10 protein-coding genes are annotated in these 13,180 nt (G+C 36.4%); all 10 read left to right on the forward strand.

The window, feature by feature from the left end; translation table 11 throughout:
- Positions 1–139 precede the first annotated feature (139 nt).
- The 10 genes from CBF37_RS04310 (at position 140) to CBF37_RS04355 (ending at position 13,176) form a co-directional block, all read left to right on the forward strand.
- The gene (locus CBF37_RS04310) at positions 140–1,288 is read left to right on the forward strand and encodes an LCP family protein (protein ID WP_125983494.1); all 1,149 of its coding nucleotides are present in this window, start codon (positions 140–142) and stop codon (positions 1,286–1,288) included.
- A 115-nt stretch (positions 1,289–1,403) separates the two neighbouring features.
- Positions 1,404–2,498 carry an ABC transporter ATP-binding protein gene (locus CBF37_RS04315; protein WP_125983495.1) on the forward strand — a complete coding sequence of 365 codons (1,095 nt, stop codon included), beginning with the start codon at positions 1,404–1,406 and terminating at the stop codon, positions 2,496–2,498.
- A 9-nt stretch (positions 2,499–2,507) separates the two neighbouring features.
- Positions 2,508–3,638 carry a CDP-glycerol glycerophosphotransferase family protein gene (locus tag CBF37_RS04320; RefSeq protein ID WP_125983496.1) on the forward strand — a complete coding sequence of 377 codons (1,131 nt, stop codon included), beginning with the start codon at positions 2,508–2,510 and terminating at the stop codon, positions 3,636–3,638.
- Positions 3,638–4,387, forward strand: coding sequence for a WecB/TagA/CpsF family glycosyltransferase (locus CBF37_RS04325; protein ID WP_125983497.1), 750 nt, complete (start codon positions 3,638–3,640; stop codon positions 4,385–4,387). Before CBF37_RS04320 ends, CBF37_RS04325 begins: the two co-directional genes overlap by 1 nt.
- A 3-nt stretch (positions 4,388–4,390) precedes the next feature.
- Complete coding sequence (locus tag CBF37_RS04330; protein WP_125983498.1) at positions 4,391–5,212, forward strand: ABC transporter permease; 822 nt, start codon at positions 4,391–4,393, stop codon at positions 5,210–5,212.
- 16 nt (positions 5,213–5,228) lie between these two features.
- The gene (locus CBF37_RS04335; RefSeq protein ID WP_125983499.1) at positions 5,229–6,407 is read left to right on the forward strand and encodes a CDP-glycerol glycerophosphotransferase family protein; all 1,179 of its coding nucleotides are present in this window, start codon (positions 5,229–5,231) and stop codon (positions 6,405–6,407) included.
- A gap of 3 nt (positions 6,408–6,410) precedes the next feature.
- Positions 6,411–9,992: a CDP-glycerol glycerophosphotransferase family protein gene (locus CBF37_RS04340; protein WP_165866632.1), complete on the forward strand. Its 3,582-nt coding sequence runs from the start codon at positions 6,411–6,413 to the stop codon at positions 9,990–9,992.
- Positions 9,985–10,935 carry an NAD-dependent epimerase/dehydratase family protein gene (locus CBF37_RS04345; RefSeq protein WP_125983501.1) on the forward strand — a complete coding sequence of 317 codons (951 nt, stop codon included), beginning with the start codon at positions 9,985–9,987 and terminating at the stop codon, positions 10,933–10,935. The genes CBF37_RS04340 and CBF37_RS04345 overlap by 8 nt, the downstream gene beginning before the upstream one ends.
- 124 nt (positions 10,936–11,059) lie before the next feature.
- On the forward strand, positions 11,060–12,163 hold the full coding sequence (gene wecB, locus CBF37_RS04350; RefSeq protein WP_125983502.1) for a non-hydrolyzing UDP-N-acetylglucosamine 2-epimerase: 1,104 nt from the start codon (positions 11,060–11,062) through the stop codon (positions 12,161–12,163).
- An 83-nt stretch (positions 12,164–12,246) separates the two neighbouring features.
- Complete coding sequence (locus CBF37_RS04355; RefSeq protein WP_125983503.1) at positions 12,247–13,176, forward strand: YveK family protein; 930 nt, start codon at positions 12,247–12,249, stop codon at positions 13,174–13,176.
- Positions 13,177–13,180: the final 4 nt, after the last annotated feature.

Below are 13,180 nucleotides of genomic sequence, written 5' to 3' on the forward strand. Positions count from 1 at the left end.
TTTGATAAAGTTGATTTAAATATATATTTCAGCAAAACTATATGGTATAGTAAAACGTATAATTGAAAGTACTAAGCTTTTTTGATTTAAAATGTACGATTAATATAAGTTCAAGATTGAAGGTATAGGAGTTTTCTCATTGACTAGAAAAAATAAAAAAAATCAAATAAAAAAAGATGACGTATCAGTTGCAACAGAGAACAGCAGAGTACTAAATCAGCGACGACAGAAACGTCAAAGCAAATCCAAACGGGTATTGGTCCGAGTTGGTCAAGTATTGAGTATTCTTTTTTTAGTGGCAATTTTAGGTTTAGTGGGATACGGAATTAAGATGTTTAGTGATGCCAACAAATTCTTAAATGATTCTTATCATCCTAGAACAGCGAGTAAATCAATAAATGATAACATTGATGTCCAAAAAGATCCGATTTCGATTTTAGTATTGGGACTTGACGATAATGATGAAAGAAATTTAGGAAGTGCTAGAACAGACTCAATGCTGTTATTAACACTGGATCCAACAAAAGAAATTATTAATACTGTCAGTATCCCGCGCGATACGTACACACAAATAAATTCAAAAGAGTTCAAAGGGAAAGACAAAATCAATGCTGCATACTCTTATGGAGGTATTGATACGACTATTGATACAGTGGAAAATTTAATAAATGTACCGATTAATTATTACACAACTGTTGACTTTGAAGCATTTGAAGAGATTGTCAATGCACTTGGCGGTGTTGAGATAGAAGTTCCGTTTACATTGACGGAACAAAATGCTAAAGGAAAAAAAGTTGTTCAATTGAAAGAAGGAAAACATAAGCTTAACGGTGAACAGGCATTAGCTTTTTCGCGTACTCGCTATATCGATAATGATGTGGAACGCGGCAAGAGACAGCAGCAAGTCCTTGAAGCAGTAGCTAACAAGGCGATGGCTGTAGGCTCTATTGCTAAGTATAAGAGCATTTTGAATGCACTGGACGGTCATATACAAACAGATATGCCATCAGACAAGATTTTATCAGTGGCACAATCAGGTTTAACCAAAAATTATAAATTCCATTCATATACATTTTCATGGATGAGTTATGATTATGCGCCCTATGGGGAAACGATGAGTATGGTCGGGTTACATAAAGACAGCATCGATTATATTTCACATAAACTTAGATTGTCACTTGGATTAGATAAACCAGACGATCGAGATGTTGCTGGATATAAATTTCAATCAGATGGTATTGTAGATCCAAATACTTATCCTCAAGATGGACTAGCAATTGATAATTAAGCTAAAAAGCTATTTTTTCATTAAGAAAAGATAGCTTTTTTTATGAAAAATACTTAATTTCTTATAAAATTGATGAGTATTTTTGAAATGTGTCGTAAATTAGTGTAAAATTTCTATGAGGTTTCAGTATGATAGAATAGGATGGATCGAAGTGAAACAAGACGAAAATATAAAAGTACAGTTATCTATGGTAACAAAAGAGTACGATCTATATAAGAAAAAATCAGATAAAATCAAAGCATTATTTAAATTTTCTCAAAAAGATATTCCACATTTTTGGGGACTAAAAGGTATTGATTTGACGGTGTATTCGGGTGAAGCGGTTGGCTTGATCGGGATTAACGGGTCAGGAAAATCTACATTATCAAATATTCTCGCCGGTATTATTCCCCAGACTACAGGACAAATGATAATTAATGGTGAGACATCAATCATTGCAATAGGAGCTGGTTTAAAGGGGCAATTAACAGGATTGGAAAATATCCGTTTAAAATGTTTAATGAGTGGCTTTACGAATGAAGAAATTGACAACATGTTAGATGATATTAAATCATTTGCTGATTTAGGTGACTTCATCGATCAGCCGGTTAAAAATTATTCCAGTGGTATGAAAGCTAGATTGGGATTTTCGATAGCTGTTCACAATGACCCAGATGTCTTGATTATTGATGAGGCTCTATCGGTTGGTGATGATACGTTTTATCAAAAATGTGTCGACCGGATTATGAGTTTTAAAGAACAAGGTAAGACAATTATTTTTGTATCTCATGCGATTGGCCAAATCGAAAAGCTCTGTGATAAAGTTGCATGGATACACTATGGTGATTTACGTGAGTACGGTGAGACAGCAGAAGTTGTAGCACATTACAATGAATTCATCAAATGGTTTAGAGCACAAAGTGCTGCAGATAAGAAAAAATATCAAGCAGACTATAAAAGTCAGCAACGTGATTTCAATGAAGTGAAATTAGCAGAAGTTGCGGTTGAGCGTGGTCATGATAAAAAGGTCTTGAGAGGACCATCAACAGGTAAAATGTCTGTTTTAACCAAATGGATGATGGTATTAATGGTTATTGGTATGATTGGTTTCGGTAGTATCTATCTGAGTGGGAAATCATTCAGATCAGTGATAGACAATCCTGGTCGATTTTTCTCGCGAACAAGTCAGATTCAATTGATTGAATTAAACAATACGGACCATGATAAGTAAAGGTGTGCTATGAAGAGACAATTAGTTAGTTTTATCAAGCGTGTCTATGATAAATATGTGTCATTTGTATCAGGTCATGTGCAAGCAGCTGAAAAACCGGAAATTGTTTACTTAATGAGCTTTCCAGGAAATGATCATGGATTTATCGCTGATTTAGCTGTCCATTATCCAATCACTGTTTTTTATACAAATGCATGTCGTAGTGATGCTGCCGCATTAACCAATGTCCGCACGATAAATTTAAATCGGTTGTCAGGACTAACCACATGTCTCAAAAAATTGAAACAAGTCAGCATCTGTATATGTGACAATTACTTTGCCCTTTTAGGTAATATCGATAAAAGCAATGGTCTCAAAGTGATTCAAGTTTGGCATGCTGGTGGTGCGATTAAGCAATTTGGTTTAGAAGATAAAACAGCACAGAAACGATCAGAGTCAGACAAAGCAAGATTTAAACGGGTGTATGATTCGTTTGATTATATTGTCGTCGGGTCAGAAAAAATGGCAGCTGTCTTTGAACGAAGTTACGGTGTTAGCTCGTCAAATATCTGGTTAACTGGTTTCCCCAGAACAGATTATCTTATTGACAGACAAGCTGTTGTTAAAGAAGAGAAGAGTAAAAAAGCGATTGTTTATCTGCCGACGTACCGTGACCAAAAAGAAGCCACATATCCACTTGATATAAAAAAAATGGCTGAACAGTTGGCTGAAGAATACCACTTGATTGTCAAAGAGCATCCGCATAGTCAGTGGCAAATAGAAGAATTGTACCAATCTTCTTTTGTAACATATGCACCACCCGAGACATCAGCAGATGACTTAGTCAATATTGCTGATGTGCTGATAACGGATTATTCATCCACAGCGTTTGATTATAGTCTAGTTCATCCAGATGGACGCCTGATTTTTTATTGGTATGATGTTGCAATGTATTGTCAAACGACAGGGATACAAAAAAACATTGAGCAAGATTTTCCATTACCAGTGTGTCAGACAACAGATGAGGTCATCGCACAAGTCTTAACAAAAGAAAGTGGCTCTCTAGCTGGATTCAATCAAAAGTGGAACACATACAATGATGGTCAAGCATCACAGCGGCTGATTCAGAAGATAAAACACGAAATGAGTGACAGAACATAATGAGATATCCTACAGAAAAAATCTTAAATACGACTGTTGATATTATATCGATGGCTGATATCGTTGCTGATTTTTCTCGTGCCTTTAATTTAAATCAAAAAATGACATTAACAAGCGTCAATCCACAGATCATTTTGATGTCGGAAGATAATCAGATTGTAAAAGATTTTATTGAGACATCGTCGCATCGTTTTGCTGACGGTATCGGCGTAGTGAAAATGTCACAATGGACTGGTGGTAATATTCAAGAAAGAATTGCCGGGATTGATGTGATGTTTGAAGCATTGAAATACGCAAACCAGCATCATAAGCGTATTTTTTTATATGGTGCTAAACCAGAAGTTGTTAAGAAAGCTAGTACGAATATTCAGTCACGATTTCCTAACCTGGTTCTGGCTGGCTATTTAGATGGCTATACTTCTTTGCCAGAAGCAGACGTTGTCCACAAGATTCAAATGAGTCAGGCAGACATGTTATTTGTTGCTTTGGGTTCGCCTAAGCAAGAGTTATGGCTGGCTAAACATATACCTGAGTTGCCGTGTATGATTTACCAAACAGTTGGTGGCAGTTTAGATGTAATTAGCGGTACTGTCAAACGAGCGCCTGCTATTTTTATTAAAACAAATTTGGAGTGGGTGTACCGCTCATTCAGTGATATCAAACGTATAAATCGTATGGGTCAAATCCCTGTGTTTATCGGTAAAGCATATAAATGGCATACCACACAGAAGAACAATAAGGAGAGTTAACAGGTGAATGATGTAAAGACGGTTCTAATCGAACAGATTCAAAATTTTGGGATCACACGACGTATCTCAAAATATGAGGAAAAAGCTACTTACCAAAGTCATTATCTCGGACTAGTCTGGCAATTCTTAAATCCGGCTATCCAAATAGGTATTTATTATTTAGTGTTTGGTTTAGGGGTAAACGGCGGTAGAAAAATTGACGGTGTGCCTTACATCGTCTGGATGTTAATCGGTATTATTGCATGGTTTTTCATTAATACATCGATTTTAGGTGGTTCAAATAGTATCTATAAACAAGTTGGTATGGTCTCTAAGATGAAGTTTCCAGTTAGTATCTTACCAACAGTTAATATGGTGAGTAATTTTGTCAGCTACCGTGCCATGATGATTGTTTTATTTGTAACGATGTTTGGTTTTGGTATCTATCCAACAGTCTATTGGCTACAATATATTTATTATTTCTTCTGTATGGTAGCATTTTTATTTGCTTTCGGGATATTAAATTCAACGATTACCGTTTTAGTCAGAGATTATCATATTATGTTGCAGTCTATTTTACGTTTATTATTTTATATTTCGGGTCCGATTTGGGAATTCTCAAGCAATCCGATGTTTAAAGGAAAGCATGCATGGTTTATCCATTTACTTGAATTAAATCCAATTTTTTACATTATCGATGGCTTTAGAGATTCCTTTTTATCAAGAGAATGGTTCTGGGAAAAGGGAACACAAACGGTGTTTTTCTGGTTGGTGGTTATTTTCTTACTGACTATTGGTTCACATATTCATATGAAATTTAGAGCACGTTTTGTAGACTTTATATAGAATTAGGAGATTGAAGATGACATCCATTGTTGAGCAGATTATCTATTATCTATTTAAATTTATTGGTTTGTTTCCCCAAAAAAATCTTGTTTATTTTGAGAGCTTTCACGGGAAACAATTCAGTGACAATCCGCGTGCGATATACCAGTTTATGAAAGAAAACTACCCCGACTATCGTTTGGTTTGGGGTGTGACAAAAGGTTATGAAGAGATGTTTAAAACTCTTCATGTGCCTTATGTTAAGCGTTTCTCACTAAAGTGGTTTTTTATTATGCCCCGTGCTAAAACCTGGGTCATTAATACACGTACACCTTTATGGCTGTCAAAATCAAAACATACAACGTATCTGCAAACATGGCATGGAACACCACTTAAGAAATTAGGTTGTGATATTGAAGATGTTAAAATCCCTGGCTATACCCAAGAATCATATGCCGCAGAATTTTCAAAAGAATCTGCACGTTGGGATTACTTGATTGCTCCAAATGAATACAGTCAAAAAATCTTCAAACACGCCTTTAACTATCAAGGAGAGATGCTAGAATACGGCTATCCTCGTAATGATTTGTTGTATCCTAATCAGGATAATGAAACACGAATTCGTGATATTAAACGTCGTCTTAAGATTCCTTTTAATGTACCAATCGTTCTATACGCTCCGACTTGGCGTGAAAATGACCAGGCATCTGGGAAAATGTATGACTTTAAAACAAGTTTCCCTTATGATCGTTTTGATAGTTTTCAGGATAAGATATTTGTCTTAGTAAGAACACATTACCTAGTTAGTGAAACAATTAATTTCAGCGAGTACGATAATGTAATGGATGTCTCAACGGGCATCGATATGAATGAACTGCTCTTAATTAGTGATTTGCTGATTACTGATTATTCATCATGTATGTTCGATTATAGTTTAACCGATAAGCCGATTATTTATTATGTGCCAGATAAAGATATGTATCAAAATGAGTTACGCGGCTTTTATTTAGATTTTGAAAAATGGATGCCTGGGCCAATGGTGACTCACCCGTCTGTTTTATTGCGAATGCTATTGAAGTTTGTCCATTTTCCAGATAGCGTTAAAACAGTTAATTATGAAGAATTTAAACAATTATTTACAAGTCGCGAGACCGGCCATAATGCACAATTAATAGTAGAAAGAGTCATTGTGGATGAAAAAATGAAAGAGGGATAAGTGTTGGGAATTAATAAAAATATCAAGCGTTTAGTGCTTCCAGCGCTAAAACCGATAGTATCACCAAGTGGTAAAATTATCGATACGTATACAAAATACTTTAAAGAAACTGAAATCCAGCCAAATACATTTTTATTTGAGAGCCGTGATGGTCAATCAATGACAGATTCACCGCTAGCCATTTTTGAATACCTGTTAGCAACAGATACAGAGCGTAAAAATACATATGTCTGGAGTATTGTTTCTTCACCAGAACTTGATATAGTGCTAAAAAAGTATCGCTCAGAAACCAATATCATTTTTGTCGAACGTGAGTCAGATGACTATTTGAAATGGCTGTGTCAAGCACAGTACTTAATTAATAATGCGACATTTCAACAATATGTCATCATCAAAGAAGAACAAACGTATATCAACACTTGGCATGGTACACCATTAAAGACAATGGGTTACGATATCCCAGGAAATCCGGCAGATGCTAAAAATGTAGTTCGTAATTTTTTTATGTCGACTTTTTTATTAAGTCCAAACGCACACACTACAAACATGTATTTAGACAGTTATCGATTACGGGGTGGCTATGAAGGGCATGTCCTAGAAGCAGGATATCCACGTATCGATCAGACGTTTCGAACCAATCATGATGATTTATTGAAAACGTTGTTTGAATTTAAAAGAGATATTGATTTAAGCAAAAAGATAATGCTATACACGCCAACATGGAAAGGCGCAAGTGTCAACAGTGCCCGTAATGACTTGGAGCAGATCTATCAAGAATTAGCATCAATCAGACAAGAGTTTGGCGATACATATAATGTATTGGTGAAAGTCCACCCATTTCTTTACGAACAGGCAGCTGCTTTTAAAAAGATTGTGCCATATCTGATTCCTGACTGCATTGATACCAACAAGTTATTGGGTATCGTTGATTTATTAATTACCGACTACTCAAGTATCTTTTTTGATTTTTTAGTAACTGATCGACCGATTCTATTTTATTGCTGGGATGATGACTTGTATACAAGTGACCGCGGCAAATACTTCGAATACGATGAATTACCTGGACCTGTCGCTTTTACGATTGATGAATTGAAAAAAAATATCGCTGATTTGGATGAAGTAACAGCAGCGAGTCGTTCCAACTATGAGCGATTTAAAAAAATGTTTGTCCCATATGATGATGGACAAACAACCAAACGCTACGTCGAATATATCCTGTATGGTAAGATGCCCGAAGCTCAACAGATGACTGTTATCAATGGTCATTCAGGGAAAATTAAATTATTGATTTATCCTGGAGGCATGAGAAACAATGGCATTACGAGCAGTGCGATTAACTTGATTCAAAATATTGATACGCGTAAATATGATGTGACTTGTTTCTTGGATCAATCAGGTACAATGGAGCAGCAGACCAATATTGGCCTACTGCCAAAATCCACGCATTTGATTTTCAGATTCGGCAATCCGAATTTTACGACTAAAGAAGGGTATCAAGACTTGCGGATACAAGCCAGAGGATATAAGAATGATGCATCGTACCCTGATGAGATATACGAGCGCGAGTGCTTGCGTCTTTTAGGCAATCAACATTTTGATGTAGCTATTGATTTTAGCGGATACAGTTTATACTGGTCTAAATTGATTTTGGCAAGCCAATCAAAAATGCGAATTTGTTATATGCACAGTGATATGCTGTCTGACATGAACCGCGTTGTCAATGGGCGAAAAATACATAAAGTTAATCTACGTGGCTTGTTTAGTCTGTATCATCGTTTTGATTACTTGATGTCCGTTTCAGATATTACACGTCAAACAAATGCTGACAACTTAGCAAAATATGCGGCAGCTGAAAAGTTTGTTTACACACCAAATACTATCAATCCCGATCGTATTTTGGGCAAGTTAAAGCCGACGACTGATAAAGTTATTAATAAAACAGTATTGTTGCCTCGTGAGGGAATCATTACCATCGATAGCAGCGTGCCACTTAGAGGATACAATGCCCGTCCAGATTTTTACTATGCCAAAAAGCGAACCATAGATCTAATAGGTCCAAATGTTGCAGTGCTTGGTGAATTTGAGATGGGTGAGCAGACGTACTACAAAATAAGTCAAAATGGTTGCTATTTAGGCTGGGTTAGACAGGATGTCATCAATATCTTACCCGATCATATCACAGATACAGAAAAAGTTGCTTATTTTGGTAAATTAGCGACAACAAATCGCAGTCAGTTATTTGATGGGCCAATTAGTTTAGATGAAACAGTCCCATTGGGTAATGCCCGTTACATGAGAAATCTGTACGTGACCGTGCCAGAAATTATATCAACACAAACTAATTGCTACGTACCGGTTATTGTTGGCAGGAAAAAGTATGGTTATGTTCCGCTATCAAGCATTCGCTTATCTTATCGTTTTAATCAGACAGCCGATGGTCATGTTAGTTTTGGTAAAAAGATCGGTCGCAAGCTATTAACAGGACTCGACCATTTGCAGCATCGAGAAATATTTAAACAATTAAAAGAACAGCCGACAAAACGAATTGATTTTAAAGGTTATTATCAAAATACGTTGGCGACAGATATTCTTTGTTCAAAAGTCCCTAATCCGACGGCAGAAAAAATTTCTATCGGTGTGCGTGAGCTAGTTTATGTTCATTCATTAAACACAAATAGTTTTGGTAACTGGTACCTGATTGAAATGGAAGTGGGTAATTTTGTTTGGGTCGAACAAGAACAATTGATGTTGTCAAATTTAGAAGAGACAAGAATTTACTCAAATGAAAAAACCTTCTATTATGTAGATATTTTGTTGCCAGAAGTGAATGTTTATGCCTCAGAAAAAGATATTCTAACAAACAACTATCAATTAGTAAAAGCCTTGCCACTAGTTAAAGTAGTTCGTGAGTTAGTTACGACTGACGATCAGACGTTTATTCAAGTTGAGTGGCAAGATAAATTGGTTTGGCTAAATCAAGAAGATACAGAAAATAGTTTGGCTTATGGCATGTTTAACAACAATAAAGACTATATCCCTTATCCAAATAATGCTGAAACTAATTTTGTGACAATGGGTCGTTTATCACCAGAAAAAAATCAAGTTCAGCTAGTTGAAGCTTTCGCTGCGTATTACCAAGAAAAACAAAGCGGTTATCTTTATTTGATTGGATCCGGTCCGGAACAAGAAAAATTGGAAGCGGCTGTAGACAAATACCAATTAAATAATCGTGTTATTTTTGTCGGACAGATGTCAAATCCTTTTGAGTTTATGCGGCGATGTGATATTTTTGTGTTAACATCTTTATATGAAGGTCAACCGATGGTATTATTAGAGGCAATGACATTAGGTATGTCAATTATTTCGACAGATATCCCTGCTTGTCGCCATGTTTTAGAGGACGGACGCTACGGCTGTCTGACGAAAACAAACGATGCTATTGGTGTGAAAGAGGCAATGATTGCAGTTGCGGATAAACAATACGAGTTTGAAGCCTTTGATCCATATGGCTATAATCAAAAAGCAATAGAGCATTTCTATCGATACATTGATACCGATTCAGAGGAGGAAGATAAGCATGAGTAAATATTTAGTAACAGGTGGTGCTGGTTTTATTGGCTCTAACCTGACCAACTATCTCGTTGAGCAAGGACATGAAGTTATCGTAGTTGATGATTTATCTATGGGAAAAATCAGTAACCTAAATGATTCGGATAAAATAGATTTTATTAAGAGTAGTGTGACAGATGAAACGTTAATGACCAGTTTAATGGTGAATCATGATTTTGATTATATTTTTCATTTAGCTGCAATAGCTAGCGTAGCTGATTCTGTCGAACGACCAGTCGAAACACATCACGTCAACTTTGACAGTGTGCTACTATTATTAGAACTAATCAGACAGTATCAACCTAAATTGAAGCGATTGATTTTTTCATCTTCAGCAGCTGTTTATGGTGATGAACCAACACTGCCAAAAGCTGAAGAATCGGTGATTCGCCCGCTGACACCATATGCTATTGATAAATTTGCTGCAGAAAAATATGTGTTGGCCTATAACAATCTATATAATGTTCCGGCTACAGCCGTACGTTTCTTTAATATTTTTGGACCAAATCAAAATCCAGAGTCACCTTATTCAGGTGTGATTTCTATTCTGTTGGATCGTTTTGCAAAAGCTAAGGCTGGTGAAGAGGCAGTCTTTACACTGTTTGGTGATGGGGAACAAACAAGAGATTTCGTCTTTATCGAAGATGTGATTCAGGCACTATTACTAGTAGCTGAAAAAGAATCTGCACGTGGCGAAGTCTTTAATGTCGGTAACTCTAACCAAACATCATTAAATGATTTATTAGCACTATTGTCTGAGTTAACACAGACAAATATTACAATCGTTAATGAAGCAGAACGTCAAGGTGACATAAAAGAATCATATGCAAATAATGATAAATTATCGGCACTTGGGTTTCAAGGAAACTATACGGTGAAGACAGGTCTGAAAAAATATTTAGATTTTATTGAATTTTAGCATCGATGTCGTCTAGATACAGAGGGTCAGTCCAAACTAATTATTAGTTTGATACTGGCCTTCCGTTTGTTTTTTTGCTATATAAAAGGGGCGAAAAAAGAATACGTCAAAAAGGAGCGATTAAATGAAGAAGGTAATGAGTGTTTTTGGGACACGACCAGAAGCTATCAAAATGGCACCATTAATTAAGGAATTAGAGATGCATAAAGAAGCGATAGAGTCAGTTGTGGTTGTCACAGCACAACATCGGGAAATGCTGGATCAAGTCTTGGATATCTTTGATATTACGCCTGATTATGATTTAAATATCATGCAGAAAAATCAATCATTATCGCAAATGACCAGCCGAGTACTGATGCAGATTGATGACATTTTATTGAAAGAGCAGCCTGATATCGTCTTAGTTCATGGTGATACCACGACATCATTTGTTGCCGGATTAGCTGCCTTTTATCATCAGATTAAAATCGGTCATGTCGAAGCTGGGTTAAGAACGTGGGATAAGATGGCACCTTTTCCAGAGGAAATGAATCGTCAAATGACGGATGTCTTGTCAGATGTGTACTTCGCACCAACAGAACTGAGCCGACAAAATTTATTGAAACAGAATATTCCGGATGAAAAAATCTACGTAACTGGCAACACAGTCGTTGATGCGTTACAGCAGACAACCAAAATGGGCTTTACCCACCAAGTAGTGTCAGACTTAAAAGCTGATAGTCGAAAAATTCTACTAACCATGCATCGCCGTGAAAATATCGGTGAACCGATGGAACAGGTCTTTAACGCAGTGAAGCGTGTGGTGGAGGCTGATGAAACGATTGAAGTGATTTATCCTGTTCATCCCAACCCTAAAGTAAAGTCTCTGGCAAAAGAAGTGCTAGGTAGTCATCCGCAGATTCATTTGATTGAGCCGCTTGATGTTGTTGGGTTTCATAACTGTATGTCGCAAGTCGATCTCATTTTGAGTGATTCCGGTGGTGTACAAGAAGAGGCTCCGTCACTAAAAAAACCAGTATTGGTTCTGCGAGATAGTACCGAACGACCGGAAGGTATCGAGACAGGTATTCTGAAAGTGGTAGGCACAGAAGAAGAAAAAGTCTATAAAGAAATTACTCATATATTAAATAACTCAGAAGTATATAATAAGGTAACAAATCAACCGAATCCGTATGGTGACGGACATGCCAGTCAAAAAATCGTAGAGATATTATATAATATAATTTAATTATTGAAATAGCATGTGTAAAATACTGAAAAGTGTTATATTAATTATATTGCAATTCTGTCAAATAAGGTTTGGAGGAAATTATGGAAGAAACAATCAGCTTACAGGAGATCGTCTCGCTGTTAAGAAGAAAGTTATTAATCATATTAATCGGGGTCTTTGTCGGGTTAGGACTATCTGCGGCCATCACATATTTTGTAATTACACCTAAATACAGCTCAACCACACAGTTAATCGCAACCAACAAAACCAACGAACAAAACAATGTTAATCAAGACGCGATTAACGCCAATCTATTAATGATTAATACGTATAAAGATTTTATTAAGGGCGATGTGGTGACAGAATCAGCTCGTAAAATCTTAGAAAAAGAATCAAATTATACTGGAACATCCAATCAATTAAAAGAGATGATTTCAGTTGAGCAAACACAAAATTCACAAATGTTTTCAATTAAAGTGACCTCACCTGATCCGGTGGAAGCAGCAAATATCGCAAACGTGGTTGCTAGCGTCTTTCAAAAAGAAGCTAAAAAATACACCAATGCGGATAAAGTGTCTGTTATTTCTAAAGCGGAAGTCAATAATAAACCAGTATCACCAAATGCCGTTATCAACTTGGCTATCGGTGTTGTGTTAGGTTTAATTGTTGGTGTCGGAGTGGCACTTATTACCGAGATGTTTAACCGAAACGTTAAATCACAAGATTTTGTGACGGATGTAATGGGGATTCCAGTATTAGCAAATATCCCGTTATTTGATAAGAAAAAAATGGGTCAGTACACAAAATTGCAAAGTCGTATTATGAATGAGGGAACTGTCACTTTTGAGTCAGAGTACTATGCTGTGGATATGGATGATGAAGTTGACGGCTTGGATCTAGACTTTCCTTCAGATCAAGATACAATCAATTTAGAAAAAATCAATTTAGATAGAATCACACGGTCAATTGATGAGCTGCAAGACGAGGAATATAATCAAAACGATCGACGCAGTCAACGTCACCGTGTGTAGTTAG

It is taken from the genome of Vagococcus vulneris, assembly GCF_003950515.1.
GTDB classification, from domain to species: Bacteria; Bacillota; Bacilli; order Lactobacillales; family Vagococcaceae; genus Vagococcus; species Vagococcus vulneris.